We start from the raw sequence: 22,082 nt of genomic DNA, 5'->3' as shown, positions 1-22,082 counted from the left end.
CACGATGAGTGGAACGGTATGGGTGTCAAGAGGGCCCACAGACACCCACGGCGTTCCACTCGTCGCCAGATTCAGTCGCGAGTGGAACGCCATAAGTGTCTGTGGGCGCACGCCGCGCGGGGCAAGCCCCGACGCTCGCACGCCGACGAGCGAGCGCACCCCCAACGCGCGAGCGGGCGCGTATGTACCGGCAGGGACGGTCAGAGGATGGCGTCCAAGGCGGTCAGGTCCTCGTCGGACGGCTGCCACGTCCCGGCTTCGGCATTGGCCTTCACCTGGTCGGGAGTGGTGGCGCCGGCGATCACCGACGTCACGGCGGGACGGGCCGCCAGGCCGCCGATCGCCACCTGGAGCATGCTGATGCCGCGCTCGGCCGCGTACGCCTCGATCGCCTCGATGACGTCCCAGCGCGCGGCGGCCAGCCGCTCGGCGTACCGGCCGCCACCGGCCAGGCGGCTGCCCGCCGGGGGCGCCTCGCCGCGCTTGTACTTGCCGGTGAGCAGCCCGTTGGCGAGCGGGAAGAACGGCAGCATGCCGAGGCCGAACCGCTCGCAGGCGGGGATCACCTCGTCCTCCACCCCGCGCTCCACCAGCGAGTAGTGGTTCTGCGCGGAGATGAACCGGGTACGCCCCTGCGACGACGCGGTCCAGTCGGCGTCGGCGATCTGCCACCCGGCGAAGTTGGAGTTGCCGAGGTAGCGCACCTTGCCGGCGGTCACCAGGTCGTCCAGCGCGGCGAGCGTCTCGTCGATCGGGGTGCCCGGGTCGGGCTCGTGCATCTGGTACAGGTCGATGTGGTCGGTGCCGAGCCGGCGCAGCGACGCCTCGACCGCGCGGGCGATGTAGCGGCGGGCGCCCCGGGCGCCGTGGTCCGGCCCGTTCGCGCCGTTCATGTCCATGCCGAACTTGGTGGCCACCACCACGTCGTCGCGGCGGCCCTTGAGCGCCTGGCCGAGCAGTTCCTCGGAGGCGCCCTGCGGCTCGCCGTAGATGTCGGCGGTGTCGAAGAAGTTGATCCCGGCGTCGAGCGCGGCGTCCACCACCGCCCGGGTGCCGTCGAGGTCGAGTTTGCGGCCGAAGTTGTTGCAGCCGATACCGACCACTGACACCACGAGCCCGGAGTCGCCCAGCCGGCGATAGGTCATCTCACTCACGAGATCCACCCTATGCCCGCTGCCCGGGTGTCATCCGGGCAGCGGCAGCACCTGGTCGACCAGCATCCGGGCGGCACCGATCGTCGCCGCCAGTTCCTCAGGGGTACGCCCCACCGCGCCCAGCAGCGCCTGCGCCCGCTCGGCGAAGTCCGGCGGCGCACCGGGCAGGCGCCCGGCGGAGACGATCATGCCCTTCTCGTTGACCAGCCACCGTCCGGCCCGGCCGTGCAGCGCGTGGACCAGCACGCCGACCACCCGGAACAGGCAGCCCGCCACGTAGCCGGCGTCACCCCCTGCGGCGCCCTTCGCGGCGCCGTCGAGCAGCAGCCCGATCTCCCAGCCACCGGCGACCAGCGCGGCGCCGAGCGCGGGCGGGTAGTCGACGGTCTCGGCCCGCAGCGCGGTCAGCTCACCGGTCGGGTCGCCGAGCACCCGCCCGAGCGCCACCTCCCCGGCGTACGCGTGCGAGTAGAAGCCGAGCGGGTGCCCGGCCTGCGCCTCGACCGTGTAGCGGCCGGCCCGGCAGTCCGCCCAGACCCGGTGCACCCGGTCCAGGTCGCGGTAGATCCAGTCCACCGCCACCCCGCCGACGCGCAGCCAGCCGCCCCCGTCGACCCACGGTCCCCAGCCGCCCGGGGCGGTGAGGCCCACCGGCCCGTCGGCGATCGAGGCGGCCACCGCGCGCAGCCCGGCCAGGTCCGGCGCGCCCCGGTAGTAGAGGCCCACGTCCCAGTCGGAGTCGGGCCGGTGGTCGCCGCGGGCCCGGCTGCCGCCGAGCGCCACCGCGACCACGCCGTTCACCGCGCACAGCCGGTCGGCCAGGTCCCTGTCGATCACCCCACGTCCCAGACCGGCTCCGGCGTCTCCACCACGTCGCCGTCGCCCCGGAACAGCACGAACCGGTCGAAGGTACGGGTGAACCACCTGTCGTGTGTCACCGCGACCACAGTCCCCTCGAACGCGGTCAGCCCGGCTTCCAGCGCCTCGGCCGAGGCCAGGTCGAGGTTGTCGGTGGGCTCGTCGAGCAGCAGCAGCGTGGCCCCGGACAGCTCCAGCAGCAGCACCAGGAACCGCGCCTGCTGCCCGCCGGAGAGCGTGCCGAACCGCTGGTCGCCCTGGCCGGCCAGCTCGTACCGGGACAGCGCCGCCATCGCGGCGTGCCGGTCCATGCCGGCCCGGTGGTCGTCGCCGCGCCACAGCACCTCGACGAGCGTCTTGCCCATCAGCTCCGGCCGGTCGTGGGTCTGCGAGAAGTGCCCGGGCCGGACCCGTGCGCCGAGCCGGACCACGCCGCCGTGGGCGACAGGTGCGAGCGCGGCGGCGCCGTCCACAGGCGTGTTGCCCGGCTCCGGGTCGGTGCCGCCCCGGGCCAGCAGCCGCAGGAAGTGAGACTTGCCGGTGCCGTTCGCGCCCAGCACCGCGACCCGGTCGCCGTACCAGAGTTCCAGGTCGAACGGGTACGTCAGGCCGTCCAGCTCCAACTGCTCGGCGATCACCGCGCGCTTGCCGGTCCGCCCGCCGGTCAGGCGCATCCGGATGTCCTGGTCCTTCGGGGGTACGGGCGGCGGCCCGGCCTCCTCGAACTTGCGCAACCGGGTCTGCGCGGCCTGGTAGCGGGAGGCCATCCCGTCGTTGTACGCGGCCTTCTGCTTGTACATCAGCATCAGCTCGCGCAGCTTCTGGTGCTCCTCGTCCCAGCGCTTGCGCAGCTCGTCGAGGCGGGCGTGCCGGGCCACCCGTGCCTCGTGCCAGCTCGCGAAGCCGCCCGGGTGCACCCAGGCGCTGCCGCCCTCCACCGCGACGACCCGGTCGGCGGTCTGCGCCAGCAGTTCCCGGTCGTGCGAGACGTAGAGCACGGACTTGCCCGACTCGCGCAGGCGCGCCTCCAGCCAGCGTTTGCCGGGTACGTCGAGGAAGTTGTCCGGCTCGTCGAGCAGCAGCACCTCGTCGGGGCCGCGCAGCAGCAGCTCCAGCGCGAAGCGCTTCTGCTGGCCGCCGGACAGTGTGCGGACCGGCCGTTCCCGGGCGCTGTCCCAGGGCAGGTCGAGCACGATGGTGGCGACGGTGTCGAAGAGGACCTCGGCGTCGTACCCGCCGGTCTCGCCCCAGGCGGCCAGCGCCTCGGCGTACGCGAGCTGGGTCTTGGCGGCGGCGGAGCTGTACTTGCCGCGGACCTCGGCCGCCCGCATGGCCGCCTCGGTCTCGGCGAGCCGCCGCCCGGCGTCGCGCAGCGCCGGCGGCGCCAGCGACAGGGCGAGGTCGGCGAGCGTGGAGTCGTCGCCGATCATGCCGATGAACTGCCGCATCACGCCCAGCCCACCGGAGCGGGCGACAGCGCCGGTCTTCACCGGCAGGTCACCGGCGACCATCCGCAGCAGCGTGGTCTTGCCGGCGCCGTTCGGGCCGACCAGCGCCACCTTGGCACCCTCACCGACCCGGAACGACACGTCGCTGAACAGCTCACGCCCGTCCGGGAGGATGTGCCCTACTCCTGCCACGTCCACGTATCCCACGCGGGCATCCTGCCCGAGCCGGGTCGGTGGACGACACCGGATTACCGGGTGACCCGCAGCACCCGGTAGCCCTTCTGGCTGGCGTGCCGCTCGACCGACCAGCCCTGCTCGACCAGCCAGCGGTGCAGCGAGTCGCCGCCGAGGTGCCGGGCGACGACCAGCCAGGCCACGCCGTCCGGGGCGAGGCGGGGCAGCCAGCGCAGCAGCAGGCCGTGCAGTTCCGGCTTGCCGATGTGGATCGGCGGGTTGGACCAGATCTGGGCGAAGGTGACGTCGTCCGGCAGTTCGTCGGGCGCGACGGCGCGTACCCGGTCGGCGGCACCGACCCTTGCCGCGTTGGCGGTGGTGAGGGCGCGGGCGCGCTCGTTGACGTCCACGGCCCAGACGGTGGCCTTCGGCGCGACAGTGGCCAGGACGCAGGTGATCGGGCCGAAGCCGCAGCCGATGTCGAGCAGCACACCGGTGACGTCGGCGGATGGCAGGTCGGCCTTGCGCAGCAGTACGGCGGTGCCCGGGTCGAGCCGGTCGGCGGAGAAGACGCCGCCGGCCGAGGCGAGCGTGTAGTCGCGCCCGGCGACTGTGAACTCGACCTCGCGGGTGCGGGCCGGGGTCGAGGGCTCAGCTGTGAAGTAGTGGTCGCCGGTCACGCCCGCATTCTCGCACCGGGCCGCAGGGGTTCCGGCGACGGTGTCACGGGCGGGGTCGCACGCCACTCCGCCAGAATTTCCCGATATTACCCCTGAAAGGGACAATCAGTCCTACTCTATGCCACATGGTGTACCGGTACGAGTCCGATGAGGACGCCTTCCTGGAGTACCCGAAGCCCGGGTCGGCCCCGAACGGGCCCGCAGCCACGCCTCCGCCCGCGGGTCCGTCACGTTCCCGCTTCCCCACGCCGTCGCTGCCCCCGCCGCCGCGCCCGCAAGCGGCGCCGCCGCCGACCGGCGCGGCCGAGCAGGCCGATCCCGGCGGGCAGGCGGTGGCGGACGACGCTCGCGCACCCGCTCCGGCGCCCCCGGCCCCGGCGCCGACACCGGGACGGCCCGCCCCACCACGGGAGCCCTCCCCGGTGCCGCACCCCGCGCCGCCCATGCCGGCACCCGTACCGGCGGCGGCGAACCGGCCGACGGTGCCGATCCCGGCCAGCCCCACCGCCCGCGCCGCCGACGTCTCCGAACTGCCCCGGACCCGGCGCGCCGAACGCCGCGGCGGCGGCCGGTTCTGGCAGACGCTCGTCGGCGGCGCCGCCGTACTGCTCCTGCTCTCGCTCACCGGGCTCGCCGTCGCGGCCCTGCTCGACGAACGCACCACCACGCCGCCGGCGGGCCAGCCGACCCCGCAGCCGACCGAGTCGAGCACGCCGTCCGGCGGCACCGACCTGGACTCCCGGGACACCGACCAGGCGTCGCTCACCGCCAAGGAGGTCTTCCCGACCAAGGACCTGGTGGTCACCGACGGGAAACCGGCCTACCGGGTGCTGAAGACCCAGGCCAGCACGAAGTGCCAGGTCGCGGCCACCGGCGAGATCGCCGACCTGCTGGTCCGGCTCGGCTGCAACCAGGTGGTGCGGGGCACGCTCCGCTCCCCCGACGGCGACCACCTGATCACCGCCGGTCTGTTCAACCTCACCGACGTGGCCACCGCCCAGCGGGTACGCGACCGCATCCGGCCGCTGCTCGACGCGCGCCAGGGACGGTTCCGTGGCATGGCGGCGGGCGACGACACCGACGCGGTGGAGAAGGCCGCGGCCCGGGTCGCCTGGCAGGTACGCGGACACTACGTCGCCTTCTGCCTGGTCACCCGCGCCGACGGGGAACGCATCCCGAGCGACGACGCGACCGCCCGCGAGATCATGTACGACCTGGTCGAACTGCACCTCAACCGGGGTGTGCTGGACCGTCGCGCGGCGGCCGGCACGGCCGGGCAGCCCGACGCCGACTCGGCCGAGGACAGCGCCGGTCAGCGGGGCACGGACTGAGCCTGGCTCAGCCCTCGGCCACCGGCACCCGCAACCGGCGGGTCTCCTCGGCGCGGCGGGCGTACTCGGCCGGGTCGCCCGGGTAGCCCACAGCGACCAGGGCGAGGCCGTGCGCGGGCGCCACAGTCACCTCGCTGGAGCGCTCGCGGCGGGTCAGCAGGCCGGCCGGCCACTGGACCGGCCGCCGCCCGTCGCCCGCCACCAGCATCGCCCCGACCAGGCTGCGCACCATGTTCTGGCAGAACGCGTCGGCCTGCACGGTGGCGACCAGGATCCCGTCCGGGTCGCGCCGCCAGTCCAGCCGGGTCACCTCGCGCAGCGTGGTGGCGTTCTCCTTGCGCCGGCAGTACGCGGCGAAGTCGTGCTCGCCCACCAGCCCGGCAGCGGCGGCGTTCAGGGCCGCCAGGTCCAGCGGCTTCGGCCAGGCCAGGGTGTCCCCGCGGCGCAGCGGCTCGGCGCCCCACGGGGCGTCGGTGACCCGGTACTCGTAGCGCCGGAACGTGGCCGAGAACCGGGCGTCGAAGTCGGCGGGCACCTCGGTCATCGCGCGTACCCGGACGTCCGGGGGCAGGAGCCGGGCCAGCCGGCGCAACAACCGGCCCTCGTGCTCCCGCCACACGGGAGTCGGCAGGTCGAGGTGGCAGACCTGCCCGGTGGCGTGCACCCCGGCGTCGGTACGCCCGGCGACTGTCAGGCCGGTCGCCGTGCCCGCGCCGAGCACCAGGTCCAGCGTCTGCATGAGCACGCCGGCCACTGTGCGCCGGGCCGGCTGGGGCGCCCAGCCGGAGAAGTCGGTGCCGTCGTACGAGACGTCCAGCCGCAGCCGGGTCCGCTCGTCCACCTCGTACCTCCTGTCGACGGCGACGGGCCCGGCACCCCCGAGGGGATGCCGGGCCCGGTCGAGCCTGATGTCAGGCCTTGTCGTTCTCGGTGGCCTCGTCGCTGTCCTCACGGGCGGCGGCGGTGTCACCCGACGCGGAGACCGGCGCCTCGGCGTCCTGGTCACCGGCGCTGGAGCGCGGGGTCTCCTCGGCCGGGGCCAGGGCCTCGACCTTGTCCTGCTGGGCGGCCTTGCGGGCGGCGGTCTTCTTGTTCGCCTTCGGCTCGGCGACCTGAAGCTCCTCCACCAGCTCGATGATCGCCATCGGAGCGGCGTCACCCTTGCGCGGACCGGTCTTCACGATCCGGGTGTAGCCACCGTTGCGGTTGGCGTACCGGGGCGCGATCTGGTCGAACAGGGCGTAGACCACGTCCTTGTCCTTGACGACGCCCAGCACGCGGCGGCGCGAGGCGAGGTCGCCGCGCTTGGCCTTGGTGATGAGCTGCTCGGCCAGCGGACGCAGCCGCCGGGCCTTCGTCTCGGTGGTCTGGATCTTGCCGTGCTGGAACAGCGCGGTGGCCAGGTTGGCCAGCATCAGCCGCTCGTGCGCGGGGCTGCCGCCGAGGCGGGGGCCCTTGGTGGGCGTGGGCATGCTTGGTGCTCCTCAGGTGTGGCGGCAGCGCGGACTAGAGCTGCTCGGTCTCGCGGTAGTCGTCGGTGTCGTAGTCCGCCTCGCCGAAGGCGTCCACGACGTGCGCCGGGTCGAAGTTCGGAGCCGAGTCCTTCAGCCCCAGGCCCATCCCGGCGAGCTTCATCTTGACCTCGTCGATCGACTTCTGACCGAAGTTGCGGATGTCGAGGAGGTCGGCCTCGGTACGCCCGATGAGCTCACCAACGGAGTTGATGCCCTCGCGCTTGAGGCAGTTGTAGGAGCGGACGGTGAGGTCCAGCTCCTCGATCGGCAGGGCCAGGTCCGCCGCCAGCTGGGCGTCCTGCGGGGACGGCCCGATGTCGATGCCCTCGGCGGTCTCGTCCAGCTCCCGGGCCAGCCCGAACAGCTCCACCAGCGTCGAACCGGCCGAGGCCAGCGCGGTACGCGGGCCCATCGACGGCTTGGTCTCGACGTCGATGATGAGCCGGTCGAAGTCGGTCCGCTGCTCGACACGGGTCGCCTCGACCCGGTACGTCACCTTGAGCACCGGCGAGTAGATCGAGTCGACCGGGATCCGGCCGATCTCGGCGCCCGCCTGCTTGTTCTGCGCCGCGGTGACGTAGCCGCGACCCCGCTCGACGGTCAGCTCCATGTCGAGCCGGCCCTTGCCGTTGAGGGTGGCGAGCTTCAGGTCCGGGTTGTGCACCGAGACACCGGCCGGGGGCTGGATGTCACCGGCGGTCACGTCGCCCGGGCCCTGCTTGCGCAGGTACATGCTGACCGGCTCGTCGTGCTCGGAGCTGACGCACAGCTCCTTGATGTTCATGACGAGCTCGACCACGTCCTCCTTGACGCCGGGGATCGTGGTGAACTCGTGCAGCACACCGTCGATCTTGATCGAGGTGACCGCCGCACCCGGGATCGAGGACAGCAGCGTACGCCGCAGCGAGTTGCCCAGCGTGTAGCCGAAGCCGGGCTCCAGCGGCTCGATGGTGAACCGGGAGCGGGTCTCGTTGATCGACTCTTCGGAGAGAGACGGTCGCTGGCTGATGAGCATCTTTTCTCTTCTCTTCCGGGGCGCCCGCTATTTGACGCCCACGACACAACTGTTCCGGTGGCCCGCCCCGGAGGACGGGCCACCGCAACGAGCCCTTACTTGGAGTAGAGCTCGACGATCAGCTGCTCCTGGACCTGGGTGTCGATCACCTGGCGGGCCGGGAGCGAGTGCACGAGGATCTTCATCTGGCTCGGGATCGCCTCCAGCCATGCCGGAACGGTCCGCGAGCCGGCCTCACCCTGCGCCACGAGGAACGGGGTGAGCTCCTTGCTCTTGGCACGCACCTCGATGATGTCGTGCTCCTTGACGCGGTACGACGGGATGTCGACCTTCTTGCCGTTCACCGTGAAGTGGCCGTGCTTGACCAGCTGACGGGCCATGTCCCGGGACTTGGCGTAGCCAGCCCGGTAGACCACGTTGTCCAGCCGCGACTCGAGGATCTGCAGCAGGACCTCGCCGGTCTTGGCCTCCTTGCTCACGGCCTCTTCGTAGTAGCCGCGGAACTGCTTCTCCAGCACGCCGTAGACACGACGGGCCTTCTGCTTCTCACGGAGCTGGAGCAGGTACTCCGTCTCCTTCGTGCGGCCGCGGCCGTGCTGCCCGGGCGGGAACGGCCGGGACTCGAACGGGCACTTCGGACCATCGCACTTGCTGCCCTTGAGGAACAGCTTCATCTTCTCCCGCCGGCAACGGCGGCAGTCAGCACCGGTGTAACGAGCCATCTCTCTCTAACCTCTCAGACCCGGCGACGCTTCGGCGGACGGCACCCGTTGTGCGGCTGCGGCGTGACGTCGGAGATCTGCCCGACCTCGAGGCCGACTGCCTGCAGCGAACGGATGGCGGTCTCCCGGCCGGAGCCGGGGCCCTTGACGAACACGTCGACCTTGCGCATGCCGTGCTCCATCGCGCGGCGCGCGGCGGCCTCGGCGGCGAGCTGCGCGGCGAACGGAGTCGACTTGCGGGAGCCCTTGAAGCCCACCTGGCCGGAGGAGGCCCAGGAGATGACCGCACCGGTCGGGTCCGTGATGGACACGATGGTGTTGTTGAAGGTGCTCTTGATGTGCGCCTGCCCGTGGGCGACGTTCTTGCGTTCCTTGCGCCGGACCTTCTTGACGGCGGCTCCGGCACGAGCCTTCGGTGGCATAAGTCTGTGCGCTCCTAGTTACTTCTTGCCGGGCTTCTTCTTGCCGGCCACGGTCCGCTTCGGGCCCTTCCGGGTCCGCGCGTTGGTCTTGGTGCGCTGGCCACGCACGGGCAGACCGCGGCGGTGCCGGATACCGGCGTAGCAGCCGATCTCGACCTTGCGGCGGATGTCAGCGGCGACCTCGCGGCGCAGGTCGCCTTCAACCTTGTAGTTGCCCTCGATGTGGTTCCGGAGCTCGACGAGCTCCTCGTCCGTGAGGTCCCGAACGCGCTTGTCCGGCGAGATGCCGGTCGCGGCGAGCGTCTCCAGGGCGCGGGTGCGACCGACCCCGAAGATGTAGGTGAGCGCGATCTCCATCCGCTTCTCGCGGGGGAGATCCACGCCGACTAGACGTGCCATGTGCGGGCGTACTCCTCGTGATGTTGTGGCGGAGGTGTGGACCCGTCCCACCCCGCCACCGGCCGTCCCTGTCCTTCCGGCGTCAAGCACGCCGGCGACCGGGATCGGTCGCTGCCCGAGCGGGCCCCGGCCTCCGACCGGGGGTCAACCACGAGGGGGTACGCGCTGCGCACCCGACCGCGGCTGGGACGAGCTGGTGATGTGTGGGGCGTCAGCCCTGGCGCTGCTTGTGGCGCGGGTCGGTGCAGATGACCATGACCCGGCCGTGCCGGCGGATCACCCGGCACTTGTTGCAGATCCTCTTGACGCTCGGCTTGACCTTCACGGTTGCCTTACTTCCCATCTGGCCCGGACCCGCGACACAGCGCGACCCGGACGTCGAAGACGGACACGGAAACGTCCCGGCCGCCGTCAGGCTTACTTGTAGCGGTAGACGATGCGCCCGCGGGTCAGGTCGTACGGCGAGAGTTCGACGACGACCCGGTCCTCCGGCAGGATGCGGATGTAGTGCTGCCGCATCTTGCCGCTGATGTGAGCCAGCACCTTGTGACCGTTCGCGAGCTCCACCCGGAACATGGCGTTCGGCAGGGGCTCGATGACCCGACCCTCGATCTCGATGGCTCCGTCTTTTTTCGGCATGTCCTCCGCTGTCCTGACGTCGGTTACTCCGGACGGCCCACAACGTCTTACACGGGTGAACTGACCAAGATCAGGAAACCCGCGCCAGCCGCGGCTCCGACTCCCACCGAAGCGCAGGGTGGGCATGGCGGAGTGGACGCTGTGCGCCGATCAGAAAGTGTACGCCGACCCGTACGTGCTCGCCAAACCGACCGGCGCGACAGTCACCCGGACGGCTCGGATATGACGCAGGTCACGTCTCCGGAAGCTCGCGCTTCGCCCGCCGGCGGGCTTCCCGCTCGACCTGCTTGCGCCGCCGGCGTTCGGCGTCCTTCTCCGGCGCTCCGGTGGCCAGCCCCTGCGCGGTCTGGTAGAGCAACACGGCGCCCCACGGGCCGAGCACCCAGAGCGGCCAGTAGTCGTCGAACTCGAACTCGCCCTCAGCCAGCTGGGAGACGAACCAGATCGCGGTGAGGATCAGGGCCACCTTGAGCCACGGCCCCCAGACCCCCAGCAGCCAGGCGCTGCGCGCCCCGCTCACGGCCTCCGTGCCCGGGACCGCGACCCCGCCCTCCCCGGCCGCACGAGGCGCCGGCAGGGGGCGCCCGGCCGGGCCGGCGCCGGGCAGGTCGGTCAGCAGCTCGTCCAGCTCGCCGTAGGTCTTCGACCCGTACGCCCGGCGCAGCCGGTCGTCGTACTCGTGCAGGTCGAGCCGGCCCTCGTTCAACGCCGCCCGGAGTCGCTCCGCGGTGGCCTCACGGTCCGCGTCGGCCGCCCGCATGCGGTTGCGCTCCTCCATGGGAGCAAGCATGTCACCCGATCGCCAGCCCGGCACGACGTGGCCGGTCATCCGGGGCGGCCGGGGCCCCGATCAGGCCGGGGAGTCCACCGACGTCTGCCGCTTGGTCACCAGGTCACCCAGGCGGGCCCGTCCGCCGTCCTCGGCGGTCAGCACCCACACGCCGTCGTCCAGCAGCGCCATCGAGTGCTCGACGTGCACCGCCATCGACCCGTCCCGGGTCACCACGGTCCAGCCGTCGGACAGCTCGACGGTACGCGGCGAGCCCATCGTGATCATCGGCTCGATCGCGAGCGCCAGGCCCGGCACCAGGCGCGGCCCCTTACCGGGACGCCCGTGGTTGAGCACGTGCGGGTCCTGGTGCATCTCGGTGCCGATGCCGTGGCCGCCGTAGCCGTCGACGATGCCGTACCGGCCGCCCTTGCGGACCGCCGTCTCGACCGCGTGGGAGATGTCGGTGAGCCGGCCCTTGCCGGAGGCCGCACCGCGCGCCGCGGCGGCGATCCCGGCCCACATGGCGTCCTCGGCCACCGCCGTCATCCTCAGCAGCGCCGGGTCGACCTCGCCGACCGGCACCGTGACCGCCGCGTCGCCGTGCCAGCCGTCCAGCACCGCGCCGCAGTCGATCGAGATCAGGTCGCCCTCGCGCAGCACCTGCTCGGCCGACGGGATGGCGTGCACCACCTGCCGGTTGACCGAGGAGCAGATCGACGCCGGGAAGCCGTGGTAGCCCTTGAACGACGGCACGGCGCCCGCCTCGCGGATGGTCGACTCGGCGATCGCGTCCAGGTCGGCCGTCGACACGCCCGGCGCCACCGCCTCCCGCATCCGGCGCAGGGCACGGGCGACGACCAGACCGGCGGCCCGCATCAGCTCGATCTGCTCGGGGGTCTTCAGCTGGATGTCCAGCTGGGGACGGCGCATGGTGGTGGTTACCTTTCGTCACGCGTACGCGGAGCAGCGGGGCACGTCGCACGTACCCCGCTGTTCGCACTCTATCCGCCGGGTGGCGGGTGGGACCTCAGCCGCCGTACGAGCGCAGCGCGTCGATGGCGCGGACGGTGACGTCCTCCACCGGGCCGGTCGCGTCGATGCCGACCAGCTTGCCCTGGGCGCCGTAGTAGTCCACGAGCGGCGCGGTCTTCTCGGCGTACTCCCGCAGCCGGGCGGCGATGGTCTCCGGCTTGTCGTCGTCGCGCTGGAACAGCTCGGCGCCGCAGCGGTCGCAGACGCCCTCCCGGCTCGGCGAGTCGAACTCGACGTGCCAGATCTTGCCGCAGCCGCGGCAGGTGCGCCGGCCGGACAGCCGCCGGATCACCTCGTCGTCGTCGACGACCAGCTCCAGCACCAGGTCCAGCGCGGTGCCGAGGTCGGCGAGGAGCTTGTCCAGCGCGGCGGCCTGCGGAGTGGTCCGCGGGAAGCCGTCGAGCAGGAAGCCCTCGCTCGCGTCCGGCTCGGCGAGCCGGTCCCGCACCATGTTGATGGTGACCTCGTCCGGAACCAGCTTGCCGGCGTCCATGTACCGCTTGGCCTCGACGCCCAGCGGCGTGCCCTGGGAGACGTTCGCCCGGAAGATGTCACCGGTCGAGATCTTCGGCACCGAGAGGTGCGCGGCGACGAACTCCGCCTGTGTGCCCTTGCCCGCGCCCGGCGGGCCAACCAGAACGAGTCTCATCTACCGCAGGAACCCTTCGTAGTTCCGCTGCATGAGTTGGCTCTCGATCTGCTTCACGGTCTCCAGACCGACGCCGACCATGATGAGCACAGCGGTGCCGCCGAACGGGAAGTTCTGGAACTGCTGGTTGTCGAGCCAGATGAAGAAGAAGTTCGGCAGGATCGCGACGATGCCCAGGTAGAGCGCGCCCGGCAGGGTGATCCGGCTGAGGATGAAGTCGAGGTACTCGGCGGTCGGCTTGCCGGGGCGGATGCCCGGCACGAAGCCGCCGTACTTCTTCATGTTGTCCGCGACCTCGGTCGGGTTGAACGTGATCGACACGTAGAAGTACGTGAAGAAGATGATCAGCAGGAAGTAGATCGCGATGTGCTCCGGCGCGCTCGCCTTCACGATGTGGTTCTGGATCCACGCCTGGACCTTGCCCGGGTCGTTCTGATCGAAGAACTGGAGCGCGAGCTGCGGCAGGTAGAGCAGCGACGAGGCGAAGATGACCGGGATGACGCCCGCCTGGTTCACCTTCAGCGGGATGTAGGTCGACGTGCCGCCGTACATCCGCCGGCCGATCATGCGCTTGGCGTACTGCACCGGGATGCGGCGCTGCGCCTGCTCGATGAACGTGACAGCGGTGATGACCACCAGCACCAGGGCGATGACGAGGAGGAACATCCCCCAGCCCTTGGTGGTCTTGATCTTCCAGCCCTCGCTGGGGAGGCGGGCCGCGATCGAGGTGAAGATCAGCACGGACATGCCGTTGCCGACGCCCCGGTCGGTGATCAGCTCACCGAGCCACATCACCACGCCGGTGCCGGCGGTCATGGTCATGACCAGGATGCTCAGGGTCAGCCAGTTCGGGATGCCGGTGCCCTCGGGCACGATCGGGAACTGGTCGCACTGGTTGTTGAACAGCTGCCCGGAGCGGGCCAGCGCCACGAACGCCGAGGCCTGGAGGACACCCAGGCCCAGCGTCAGGTAGCGGGTGTACTGCGTGATCTTGGCCTGCCCGGCCTGGCCCTCCTTGCGGAGCTGCTCCAGGCGCGGGATCACCACCGTCAGCAGCTGAAGGATGATCGACGCGGTGATGTAGGGCATGATGCCCAGCGCGAAGACCGAGAGCTGGAGCAGCGCGCCACCGGAGAAGAGATCCAGCAGGTTCAGCACACCCGTGCTGCCACCCTGGATCGTGTCGAGGCACTTCTGCACGTTGCCGTACGAGACGCCCGGGCTGGGCAGCGTGGCGCCCAGCCGGTAGACCGCGATGATGCCTACTGTGAACAGCAGCTTCTTGCGCAGGTCAGGCGTACGGAACGCACTGAGAAAGGCGGACAGCAACTTCTTCCTCCTGCGCGACGCGGGCCGCCGGTGACGAGTCCCTGGCGGGGCGGGGTGTGGTGCCGGACGGAGTGTCCGGAATCCATGGCTGGGAACGGACTCTAACAGCCCGGTCCCGGTCCGGGCAGATGCGCCCGGCTACATAAACCGAATCCGATGTTACCCGGCGCACACGTGGCCGGTAGACCATGGCGCCCGCCCAGTCGCGAACAACTGAGCGGGCGCCATGAACATCGTCTTACAGCTCGGTGACCGAGCCACCGGCGGCGGTGATCTTCTCCTTGGCCGACGCGCTGAACGCGTGCGCCGACACCTGGAGGGACACGCCGCCGAGGTCGCCGGTGCCGAGCACCTTGACCGGGTGACCCTTGCGGACCGCGCCGGCCTCGACCAGCTCGACCGGGCCGACCTGGCCGCCGTTCGGGAACAGCTCGGCCAGCCGGTCCAGGTTGACCACCTGGAACACGACCTTGAACTTGTTCTTGAAGCCCTTCATCTTCGGCAGGCGCATGTGGATGGGCATCTGCCCACCCTCGAACGCCGCCGAGATGTTCTTGCGGGCCTTGGAACCCTTGGTACCGCGACCGGCCGTCTTGCCCTTCGAGCCCTCACCGCGACCCACACGGGTCTTGTCGGTCTTGGCGCCGGGAGCCGGACGCAGGTGGTGCACCTTGATCGTCATTACTCGACCTCCTCGACCTTCACGAGGTGGTTGACCGTGAAGATCATGCCGCGGATCTCCGGCCGGTCCTCCTTGACCACCACGTCGTTGATCCGCTTGAGACCGAGGGAACGCAGCGAGTCACGCTGGTTCTTCTTGGTCCCGATCTCGGACCGGACCTGGGTGACCTTCAGGCGTGCCATCAGGACGCCACCCCCGCCCGCGACGCCAGCATGGCGGCCGGCGCGACGTCCTCGACCGGCAGACCACGACGGGCCGCGACCTGCTCCGGGGACTCGAGCCCCTTCAGGGCCGCCACCGTGGCGTGCACGATGTTGATCGGGTTGGACGAGCCGAGGCTCTTGGAGAGCACGTCGTGGATGCCCGCGCACTCCAGCACGGCACGCACCGGGCCACCGGCGATGACGCCCGTACCGGCGGAGGCCGGCTTGAGCAGCACCACACCGGCGGCGTCCTCGCCCGTGACCGGGTGCGGGATCGACTGACCGATCCGCGGCACCTTGAAGAAGTGCTTCTTGGCCTCCTCGACACCCTTGGCGATCGCCGCGGGCACCTCCTTGGCCTTTCCGTAGCCCACACCGACGGTGCCGTCGCCGTCGCCCACGATCACCAGGGCGGTGAAGCTGAAGCGACGACCACCCTTCACGACCTTGGCGACGCGGTTGATCGCGACGACCCGCTCGAGGTGCGGGGTCTTCTCGACGGGCGCGTTTCCGCGGCCGCCCTCACGGCGGTTGTCGCGGCGACCACCCTCGTTGCCACCGGACCCGCCGCCACGGCGCTGTTGACCTGGCATCAGCAGCCTTCCTTCTCTCTCGTGACGGGGTTTCTAGAACTCGAGCCCGGCTTCGCGGGCGGCGTCGGCAAGCGCGGCGACACGCCCCGCGTACCGGTTGCCACCGCGGTCGAAGACGACCTTCGAGACGCCGGCGGCCTTGGCGCGCTCGGCGAGCAGGGCGCCGACCTTGCCGGCCAGGGCGCTCTTGTCGCCCTCGGCGCCGCGCAGCGAGGCGTCCATGGTCGAGGCCGACGCCAGGGTGTGACCCTTGGTGTCGTCCACGACCTGGGCCACCACGTGGCGCAGGGAGCGGGTGACGACCAGGCGGGGACGCTCGGCGGTGCCGCTGACGTTCTTGCGGACCCGGAAGTGCCGACGCGCACGCCCGACGGCACGCTTGGCGGCGACGCCGCGGCGGCGCTTGAGCAGCGTGGCGCTCACTTCTTACCTGCCTTTCCAGCCTTGCGGCGGATGACCTCGCCCTGGTACTTCACGCCCTTGCCCTTGTAGGGCTCCGGCGGACGGATCTTCCGGATGTTGGCGGCGACCTCGCCGACCTGCTGCTTGTCGATGCCGGCCACGTGGAACAGCGTCGGCTTCTCGACCGTGAAGGTGATGCCCTCCGGCGCCGGAACCAGGACCGGGTGCGAGAACCCGAGCGCGAACTCCAGGTCCTTGCCCTTGGCGGTCACGCGGTAACCGGTACCGGCGATCTCCAGGCTCTTGCGGTAGCCCTCGGTGACACCGACGATCATGTTGGCCACCAGCGTACGGCTCAGGCCGTGCAGCTCCTTGGCCTTGCGCTCGTCGTTGGGCCGGTTGACGTGCAGCTCGCCGTCCTCGCCCCGCTCCGCCGTGATCGGCTCGGCCAGCACGTGGCTCAGCTCGCCCTTGGGGCCCTTGACCTTGACGGTCCGGCCGTCGATCGTGATGTCGACGCCGGCAGGCACCGGGATCGACTTACGTCCAATACGCGACATTTCTACCTGTCTCCCGTTACCAGACGAAGGCGAGGACTTCCCCGCCAACGCTCCGCTTGCGGGCCTGCCGGTCGGTGAGCAGCCCCTGGGACGTCGAAATGATCGCCACGCCCAGCCCGCCGAGCACCCGCGGGAGCCCGTCCGACTTGGCGTACACCCGGAGACCGGGCTTGGACACGCGCTTGATGCCGGCCAGGCTCCGCTCGCGGTTCTGGCCGTACTTCAGCTCGACGACCAGTCGCTTGCCGACGGCGCCCTCCTCGGGCTCCTCGACCGACCAGGTGGCGATGTAACCCTCGGCCTTGAGGACCTCGGCGATGTTCGCCTTGATCTTCGAGTAGGGCATCGTCACCCGGTCGTGGTACGCCTGGTTGGCGTTACGCAGACGCGTGAGCATGTCTGCGATCGGGTCGGTCATCGTCATGAAAACTCGTCAACCTTTCTCGCCGGGGTTCCCCGGGCCAGGCCCGGGGCCTACGGCGAAGAGACAGTTCAGCTGACGCGCCGGAGCGCGCCGGGCTATTACCAGGAAGCCTTGGACACGCCGGGCAGCTCACCGCGGTGGGCCATCTCCCGGATGCACACCCGGCAGAGACCGAACTTGCGGTAGACCGCCTTCGGACGCCCGCACCGCTGGCAGCGGGTGTACGCGCGAACCGAGAACTTCGGCTTCGCGGCCGCCTTGAGGATCAGCGCCTTCTTGGCCATCTCAGTTCTCCTTGAACGGGAAGCCCAGGAGCTTGAGCAGCGCCCGGCCCTCGTCGTCGGTCGTGGCGGTCGTGACCACCGTGATGTCCATGCCCCGCTGGCGATCGATCTTGTCCTGGTCGATCTCGTGGAACACCGACTGCTCGGTCAGGCCGAACGTGTAGTTGCCGTGCCCGTCGAGCTTGCGCCCGTCCAGGCCGCGGAAGTCACGGATACGCGGCAGCGCGATGGAGAGCAGCCGGTCCAGGAACTCCCACATCCGGTCGCCGCGCAGGGTGACCTTCGCGCCGATCGGCATGCCCTCGCGGAGCTTGAACTGCGCGATGGACTTGGTGGCCCGCCGGACCTGCGGCTTCTGGCCGGTGATGGTGGCCAGGTCGCGGACGGCCCCGTCGATCAGCTTGGCGTCGCGAGCAGCCTCGCCGACACCCATGTTGACGACGATCTTGACCAGCCGCGGAACCTGCATCGGGTTGGCGAACTCGAACTGCTTCTGCAGCTCGCCCACGATCTCGTTGCGGTACCGCTCCTTGAGGCGCGGCAGGGTCTTGGTTTCGGTAGCCGTGGTCATCAGAGGTCCTTACCGGTGCTACGCGCGATGCGGACCTTCTGGCCGTTGTCGTCGATCCGGTAGCCGACGCGGGTCGGCTTGCCGTCGGAGTCCAGGACCATCACGTTCGAGACGTGGATCGGGGCCTCCTGGGTGACGATGCCACCGGTCTTGGCGCCACGCTGGGTGGTGCTGATGCGGGTGTGCTTCTTGACCCGGTTCACGCCCTCGACCAGGACCTTGTCCTGCCGCGGGTAGGCCGCGATGACCTTGCCCTTGGCACCCTTGTCCTTGCCGGCGATGACGACGACCGTGTCGCCCTTCTTGACCTTCACGGTCACAACACCTCCGGCGCGAGAGAGATGATCTTCATGAACCGCTTGTCCCGCAGCTCCCGGCCCACCGGGCCGAAGATGCGGGTACCGCGCGGGTCCCCACCGTCCTTGATGATGACGGCGGCGTTCTCGTCGAAGCGGATGTACGACCCGTCCGGCCGCCGCTTCTCCTTGGCGGTCCGAACGACGACGGCCTTGACGACGTCGCCCTTCTTCACACCGGCACCGGGGATCGCGTCCTTGACGGTCGCCACGATGACGTCGCCGATGCTCGCGTAGCGCCGACCGGAGCCGCCGAGCACCCGGATGCACAGGATCTCCCGGGCACCCGTGTTGTCGGCGACGCGCAGTCGCGACTCCTGCTGAATCACGTCTATCTCCTATGTCTGCCGGTTCTCCGGCCGCTCGGGGCGGCCGGAGCCTGGCGGAACCTGCGCCCGACCGAGACCCGGCCGAGCTCGAGCCTTCGCTACTTGGCCTTCTCGAGGATCTCCACGAGCCGCCAGCGCTTGGTGGCGGACAGCGGCCGGGTCTCCATGATCAGGACCCGGTCGCCGATGCCGGCCGAGTTCTGCTCGTCGTGCACCTTCAGCTTGCTCGTACGGCGCATGATCTTGCCGTACAGCGCGTGCTTGACGCGGTCCTCGACCTCGACCACGACGGTCTTGTCCATCTTGTCGCTGACCACGAGGCCCTCGCGGACCTTGCGGCGGGACCGCGCGGGGGCGGTGGTGTTCTCACTCATGATGCAGTCACCTCAGTCGGCGCGGCCGAGAGACCCAGCTCACGCTCACGCATGATCGTGTAGATCCGGGCGATCTCCCGACGGATGACCTGCAGCCGCCGGTTGTTGTCCAGCTGCCCGGTTGCGGCCTGCACGCGGAGGTTGAACAGCTCCGCCTTCGCCTCGCGCAACTTCGTGACCAGCTCCTCCTCGGAGAGCTCACGCAGCTCGGAGGGCTTGACGCCCGCTGCCATCAGGATTCACCCACTTCGCGCGTAACAATGCGGCACTTCATCGGGAGCTTGTGGATCGCGCGACGCATCGCCTCTCGCGCGATCTGCTCGTTGGGGAAGGACATCTCGAAGAGAACCCGCCCCGGCTTCACGTTGGCGACCCACCACTCGGGCGAACCCTTACCGGAACCCATCCGGGTCTCGGCCGGCTTCTTGGTGAGGGCCTGGTCCGGGAAGATCGTGATCCAGACCTTGCCGCCACGCTTGATGTGGCGGGTCATCGCGATACGCGCCGACTCGATCTGGCGGTTGGTCACGTACGCCGGCTCGAGAGCCTGGATCCCGAACTCGCCGAACACCACCCGGTTACCACCCTTGGACGCGCCACTGCGGTCCGGGTGGTGCGGCTTGCGGAAGCCCTTCGGGGGCTTGCGCGGCATCAGCATCTGTCAGCCCTCCTGCTGCGTTTCTGCCGGCTGGGTCGCGGCTGCGGCGACAGCGCTGCTGTCGACCGGCTCACCGGCCGGCGTCTCCGCCTGCTGCGCGATGGTGGTCGCGGCAGCCCGGCCGGCCTCGGTGCCACCGGCGGTCGTACCGGACGAGCCCGAGCGGCCACGGCGCGGCCGGTCCGGCCGGTCGCCACGGTCGCGGCGCGGGCCGCGCGACGGGGCGGCCTCGGCCGGGGCCTCGCGGCCCGGGACGGCGTCGCCCTTGTAGATCCAGACCTTCACGCCGATCCGGCCGAAGGTGGTACGGGCCTCGAAGAAGCCGTACTCGATGTTGGCCCGCAGCGTGTGCAGCGGAACCCGGCCCTCGCGGTAGAACTCGGTCCGGCTCATCTCGGCGCCGCCCAGACGACCCGAGACCTGAACCCGGATGCCCTTGCAGGCGGGGTTCTTCATCGCGGACTGCATCGCCTTGCGCATGGCCCGACGGAAGCTGACCCGGCTGGAGAGCTGCTCGGCGACGCCCTGGGCGACCAGCTGCGCGTCCGACTCGGGGTTCTTCACCTCGATGATGTTCAGCTGGACCTGCTTGCCGGTGAGCTTCTCCAGCTCGCCGCGGATCCGGTCGGCCTCCGCACCCTTACGGCCGATGACGATGCCCGGCCGGGCGGTGTGGATGTCGACGCGGACCCGGTCACGGGTGCGCTCGATGTCGACCTTGGAGATGCCGGCGCGCTCGAGGCCCTTGGACATCATCCGGCGGATTTTGACATCCTCGCCGATGTAGTCCTTGTAGAGCTTGTCCGCGAACCAGCGGGACTTCCAGTCGGTCGAGATGCCGAGCCGGAACCCGGTCGGGTGAACCTTCTGACCCATTACTCGGCACCCTCCGTCGTGCTCTGCTCCTCAGCGGCCGGCTTGGCCGGAGCGGCCTTCTTCGCCGACTTCTTCGGCGTGGCCGCCGCAACCGCCTCGACCGCCACGGTGATGTGGCAGGTGCGCTTCCGGATCCGGTACGCCCGGCCCTGCGCACGCGGCCGGAACCGCTTCATGGTCGGGCCCTCGTCGACGAACGCCTCGCTGACGAGCAGCGCGTCGGGGTCCAGCCGCTCGTTGTTCTCCGCGTTGGCGATCGCGCTCGCGAGCACCTTGTACACCTGCTCGCTCGCAGCCTGCGGCGCGAACTGCAGCACCGTGAGCGCCTCCTTCGCGGGCAGGCCGCGGACGAGGTTGACCACCCGGCGCGCCTTCATCGGCGAGATGCGCACGTGCCGCGCAACCGCCCGCGCGCCCGGAAGCACCGGAGCGTCGCCCTTTCCTGGCATCGCTGTAACCCCTTGTTCCTCTATCCGTATGCCCGCGGCGTCAGCGCCGGCGGCTCTTCCGGTCGTCCTTCTCGTGACCCTTGAACGTGCGGGTCAGCGCGAACTCGCCGAGCTTGTGCCCGACCATGGCCTCGGTCACGAAGACCGGGACGTGCTTGCGTCCGTCGTGCACGGCGATCGTGTGACCCAGCATCTCCGGGATGATCGTCGAGCGCCGCGACCAGGTCTTGATCACGTTCTTCGAGCCCTTGTCGTTCTGCGTCTCCACCTTCTTGAGCAGGTGGTCGTCGACGAACGGGCCCTTCTTCAGGCTGCGAGGCATGTCTTATCTCCCTCAGCCGCGCTTACGCGTGGCGTAGCGGCGGCGGACGATCAGCCGGTCGCTCGGCTGGCCCTTACGACGGGTGCGGCCCTCGGGCTTACCCTGCGGGTTGACCGGGTGGCGACCACCGGAGGTCTTACCCTCACCACCACCGTGCGGGTGGTCGACCGGGTTCATCGCGACACCACGGACGGTCGGGCGCTTGCCCTTCCACCGCATACGGCCGGCCTTACCCCAGTTGATGTTCGACTGGTCGGCGTTGCCGATCTCGCCGATGCTGGCGCGGCAGCGCACGTCCACACGCCGGATCTCACCGGACGGCATACGCAGGGTCGCGTACGCGCCCTCACGGCCGAGCAGCTGGATGCCGACGCCGGCCGAGCGGGCCAGCTTGGCGCCGCCGCCCGGACGCAGCTCCACGTTGTGGATGGTGGTACCGACCGGGATGTTGCGCAGCGGCAGGTTGTTGCCCGGCTTGATGTCGGCGCCCGGACCGGACTCGACACGGTCGCCCTGCTTCAGGTCCTTCGGCGCGATGATGTAACGCTTCTCGCCGTCGGCGTAGTGCAGCAGCGCGATGCGCGCGGTGCGGTTCGGGTCGTACTCGATGTGGGCGACCTTCGCCGGTACGCCGTCCTTGTCGACCCGCTTGAAGTCGATCAGACGGTACTGGCGCTTGTGGCCGCCACCGTGGTGCCGCGTGGTGATCCGGCCGTGGGCGTTGCGTCCGCCCTTCTTCGGCAGCGGAGCCAGCAGCGACTTCTCGGGCGTCGACCGGGTGATCTCGGCGAAGTCGGCAACGCTCGAGCCACGCCGGCCCGGCGTCGTCGGCTTGTACTTACGGATAGCCATTGTCTACAC

34 protein-coding genes are annotated in these 22,082 nt (G+C 70.3%); 1 reads left to right on the top strand and 33 read right to left on the bottom strand.

Annotated features, from left to right (window positions below; all coding sequences use genetic code 11):
- Positions 1–200 precede the first annotated feature (200 nt).
- From ABD52_RS10255 to ABD52_RS10240, 4 genes are read right to left on the bottom strand one after another with little or no spacing between them, the layout of a single operon-like run.
- Positions 201–1,163 (bottom strand): aldo/keto reductase, encoded by a 963-nt coding sequence (locus ABD52_RS10255; protein WP_186466411.1) that lies wholly within the window; start codon positions 1,161–1,163, stop codon positions 201–203.
- Positions 1,164–1,184: 21 nt separating this feature from the next.
- A complete protein-coding gene (locus tag ABD52_RS10250; protein ID WP_047891649.1) occupies positions 1,185–1,991 on the bottom strand; it encodes a nucleotidyltransferase family protein in 807 nt (268 codons plus the stop codon).
- Positions 1,988–3,667, bottom strand: a complete 1,680-nt coding sequence (locus ABD52_RS10245; protein WP_047891648.1) for an ABC-F family ATP-binding cassette domain-containing protein — start codon at positions 3,665–3,667, stop codon at positions 1,988–1,990. The genes ABD52_RS10250 and ABD52_RS10245 overlap by 4 nt, the downstream gene beginning before the upstream one ends.
- Positions 3,668–3,708: 41 nt before the next feature.
- Positions 3,709–4,314: a class I SAM-dependent methyltransferase gene (locus ABD52_RS10240; RefSeq protein ID WP_047891647.1), complete on the bottom strand. Its 606-nt coding sequence runs from the start codon at positions 4,312–4,314 to the stop codon at positions 3,709–3,711.
- 125 nt (positions 4,315–4,439) lie between these two features.
- Here ABD52_RS10240 and ABD52_RS10235 point away from each other — a divergent pair, with 125 nt between their 5' ends.
- On the top strand, positions 4,440–5,645 hold the full coding sequence (locus ABD52_RS10235; RefSeq protein ID WP_278091020.1) for a hypothetical protein: 1,206 nt from the start codon (positions 4,440–4,442) through the stop codon (positions 5,643–5,645).
- Positions 5,646–5,652: 7 nt separating this feature from the next.
- On the opposite strand, the gene truA is transcribed toward ABD52_RS10235, so the two are convergent.
- The 29 genes from truA to rplB all read right to left on the bottom strand — a co-directional run bounded on the left by truA (position 5,653) and on the right by rplB (position 22,073).
- Positions 5,653–6,486 carry a tRNA pseudouridine(38-40) synthase TruA gene (gene truA, locus ABD52_RS10230; protein ID WP_013288610.1) on the bottom strand — a complete coding sequence of 278 codons (834 nt, stop codon included), beginning with the start codon at positions 6,484–6,486 and terminating at the stop codon, positions 5,653–5,655.
- A gap of 70 nt (positions 6,487–6,556) precedes the next feature.
- Entirely contained in the window at positions 6,557–7,117 is a 561-nt protein-coding gene (gene rplQ / locus ABD52_RS10225) for a 50S ribosomal protein L17 (RefSeq protein WP_013288611.1), read from the bottom strand.
- Between the two features lie 34 nt (positions 7,118–7,151).
- Complete coding sequence (locus ABD52_RS10220) at positions 7,152–8,174, bottom strand: DNA-directed RNA polymerase subunit alpha (RefSeq protein ID WP_007073009.1); 1,023 nt, start codon at positions 8,172–8,174, stop codon at positions 7,152–7,154.
- A gap of 95 nt (positions 8,175–8,269) precedes the next feature.
- On the bottom strand, positions 8,270–8,896 hold the full coding sequence (rpsD, locus tag ABD52_RS10215) for a 30S ribosomal protein S4 (RefSeq protein ID WP_013288612.1): 627 nt from the start codon (positions 8,894–8,896) through the stop codon (positions 8,270–8,272).
- Between the two features lie 14 nt (positions 8,897–8,910).
- Complete coding sequence (gene rpsK / locus ABD52_RS10210) at positions 8,911–9,318, bottom strand: 30S ribosomal protein S11 (protein ID WP_013288613.1); 408 nt, start codon at positions 9,316–9,318, stop codon at positions 8,911–8,913.
- An 18-nt stretch (positions 9,319–9,336) separates the two neighbouring features.
- On the bottom strand, positions 9,337–9,717 hold the full coding sequence (rpsM, locus tag ABD52_RS10205) for a 30S ribosomal protein S13 (protein ID WP_013288614.1): 381 nt from the start codon (positions 9,715–9,717) through the stop codon (positions 9,337–9,339).
- 211 nt (positions 9,718–9,928) lie between these two features.
- Complete coding sequence (rpmJ, locus tag ABD52_RS10200; RefSeq protein WP_012184307.1) at positions 9,929–10,042, bottom strand: 50S ribosomal protein L36; 114 nt, start codon at positions 10,040–10,042, stop codon at positions 9,929–9,931.
- Between the two features lie 92 nt (positions 10,043–10,134).
- Entirely contained in the window at positions 10,135–10,356 is a 222-nt protein-coding gene (infA, locus tag ABD52_RS10195; protein ID WP_007073013.1) for a translation initiation factor IF-1, read from the bottom strand.
- A gap of 232 nt (positions 10,357–10,588) precedes the next feature.
- Positions 10,589–11,134, bottom strand: a complete 546-nt coding sequence (locus tag ABD52_RS10190; RefSeq protein WP_030269335.1) for a DUF1707 domain-containing protein — start codon at positions 11,132–11,134, stop codon at positions 10,589–10,591.
- Between the two features lie 72 nt (positions 11,135–11,206).
- Positions 11,207–12,058, bottom strand: coding sequence for a type I methionyl aminopeptidase (gene map / locus ABD52_RS10185; RefSeq protein ID WP_013288617.1), 852 nt, complete (start codon positions 12,056–12,058; stop codon positions 11,207–11,209).
- Positions 12,059–12,155: 97 nt separating this feature from the next.
- The gene (locus ABD52_RS10180; RefSeq protein WP_013288618.1) at positions 12,156–12,809 is read right to left on the bottom strand and encodes an adenylate kinase; all 654 of its coding nucleotides are present in this window, start codon (positions 12,807–12,809) and stop codon (positions 12,156–12,158) included.
- Positions 12,810–14,138 (bottom strand): preprotein translocase subunit SecY, encoded by a 1,329-nt coding sequence (gene secY / locus ABD52_RS10175; protein ID WP_013288619.1) that lies wholly within the window; start codon positions 14,136–14,138, stop codon positions 12,810–12,812.
- A 238-nt stretch (positions 14,139–14,376) separates the two neighbouring features.
- Positions 14,377–14,820 (bottom strand): 50S ribosomal protein L15, encoded by a 444-nt coding sequence (gene rplO / locus ABD52_RS10170; protein ID WP_013288620.1) that lies wholly within the window; start codon positions 14,818–14,820, stop codon positions 14,377–14,379.
- Positions 14,820–15,002, bottom strand: coding sequence for a 50S ribosomal protein L30 (gene rpmD, locus ABD52_RS10165; protein ID WP_013473693.1), 183 nt, complete (start codon positions 15,000–15,002; stop codon positions 14,820–14,822). Before rpmD ends, rplO begins: the two co-directional genes overlap by 1 nt.
- Complete coding sequence (rpsE, locus tag ABD52_RS10160; protein WP_013288621.1) at positions 15,002–15,616, bottom strand: 30S ribosomal protein S5; 615 nt, start codon at positions 15,614–15,616, stop codon at positions 15,002–15,004. Before rpsE ends, rpmD begins: the two co-directional genes overlap by 1 nt.
- Before the next feature lie 33 nt (positions 15,617–15,649).
- Positions 15,650–16,039, bottom strand: a complete 390-nt coding sequence (rplR, locus tag ABD52_RS10155) for a 50S ribosomal protein L18 (RefSeq protein ID WP_013288622.1) — start codon at positions 16,037–16,039, stop codon at positions 15,650–15,652.
- Complete coding sequence (gene rplF / locus ABD52_RS10150) at positions 16,036–16,578, bottom strand: 50S ribosomal protein L6 (RefSeq protein ID WP_013288623.1); 543 nt, start codon at positions 16,576–16,578, stop codon at positions 16,036–16,038. The genes rplR and rplF overlap by 4 nt, the downstream gene beginning before the upstream one ends.
- Positions 16,579–16,594: 16 nt before the next feature.
- Positions 16,595–17,002, bottom strand: a complete 408-nt coding sequence (gene rpsH / locus ABD52_RS10145) for a 30S ribosomal protein S8 (protein WP_013288624.1) — start codon at positions 17,000–17,002, stop codon at positions 16,595–16,597.
- Between the two features lie 98 nt (positions 17,003–17,100).
- Positions 17,101–17,286: a type Z 30S ribosomal protein S14 gene (locus tag ABD52_RS10140; RefSeq protein ID WP_007073023.1), complete on the bottom strand. Its 186-nt coding sequence runs from the start codon at positions 17,284–17,286 to the stop codon at positions 17,101–17,103.
- Position 17,287: 1 nt separating this feature from the next.
- Entirely contained in the window at positions 17,288–17,857 is a 570-nt protein-coding gene (gene rplE, locus ABD52_RS10135; RefSeq protein ID WP_013288625.1) for a 50S ribosomal protein L5, read from the bottom strand.
- Positions 17,857–18,177 carry a 50S ribosomal protein L24 gene (gene rplX / locus ABD52_RS10130; RefSeq protein WP_013288626.1) on the bottom strand — a complete coding sequence of 107 codons (321 nt, stop codon included), beginning with the start codon at positions 18,175–18,177 and terminating at the stop codon, positions 17,857–17,859. Before rplX ends, rplE begins: the two co-directional genes overlap by 1 nt.
- Complete coding sequence (rplN, locus tag ABD52_RS10125) at positions 18,174–18,542, bottom strand: 50S ribosomal protein L14 (protein ID WP_007073026.1); 369 nt, start codon at positions 18,540–18,542, stop codon at positions 18,174–18,176. The genes rplX and rplN overlap by 4 nt, the downstream gene beginning before the upstream one ends.
- Before the next feature lie 98 nt (positions 18,543–18,640).
- Positions 18,641–18,916: a 30S ribosomal protein S17 gene (gene rpsQ, locus ABD52_RS10120; protein WP_013288627.1), complete on the bottom strand. Its 276-nt coding sequence runs from the start codon at positions 18,914–18,916 to the stop codon at positions 18,641–18,643.
- Positions 18,913–19,149 carry a 50S ribosomal protein L29 gene (gene rpmC, locus ABD52_RS10115; RefSeq protein ID WP_013288628.1) on the bottom strand — a complete coding sequence of 79 codons (237 nt, stop codon included), beginning with the start codon at positions 19,147–19,149 and terminating at the stop codon, positions 18,913–18,915. Before rpmC ends, rpsQ begins: the two co-directional genes overlap by 4 nt.
- Positions 19,149–19,574 carry a 50S ribosomal protein L16 gene (gene rplP / locus ABD52_RS10110; RefSeq protein ID WP_007465292.1) on the bottom strand — a complete coding sequence of 142 codons (426 nt, stop codon included), beginning with the start codon at positions 19,572–19,574 and terminating at the stop codon, positions 19,149–19,151. The genes rpmC and rplP overlap by 1 nt, the downstream gene beginning before the upstream one ends.
- 3 nt (positions 19,575–19,577) lie before the next feature.
- Positions 19,578–20,450: a 30S ribosomal protein S3 gene (rpsC, locus tag ABD52_RS10105; RefSeq protein ID WP_047891645.1), complete on the bottom strand. Its 873-nt coding sequence runs from the start codon at positions 20,448–20,450 to the stop codon at positions 19,578–19,580.
- Positions 20,450–20,899: a 50S ribosomal protein L22 gene (gene rplV, locus ABD52_RS10100; protein WP_013288630.1), complete on the bottom strand. Its 450-nt coding sequence runs from the start codon at positions 20,897–20,899 to the stop codon at positions 20,450–20,452. The genes rpsC and rplV overlap by 1 nt, the downstream gene beginning before the upstream one ends.
- 40 nt (positions 20,900–20,939) lie before the next feature.
- The gene (rpsS, locus tag ABD52_RS10095; RefSeq protein ID WP_007073032.1) at positions 20,940–21,221 is read right to left on the bottom strand and encodes a 30S ribosomal protein S19; all 282 of its coding nucleotides are present in this window, start codon (positions 21,219–21,221) and stop codon (positions 20,940–20,942) included.
- 12 nt (positions 21,222–21,233) lie between these two features.
- Positions 21,234–22,073: a 50S ribosomal protein L2 gene (gene rplB / locus ABD52_RS10090; RefSeq protein ID WP_013288631.1), complete on the bottom strand. Its 840-nt coding sequence runs from the start codon at positions 22,071–22,073 to the stop codon at positions 21,234–21,236.
- Positions 22,074–22,082: the final 9 nt, after the last annotated feature.

It is taken from the genome of Micromonospora sp. RV43, from assembly GCF_001029515.1.
GTDB classification, from domain to species: Bacteria; Actinomycetota; Actinomycetes; order Mycobacteriales; family Micromonosporaceae; genus Micromonospora; species Micromonospora aurantiaca.
Note: the sequence above shows the minus strand (reverse complement) of the source record. Positions and strands in the feature narration are given on the sequence as shown.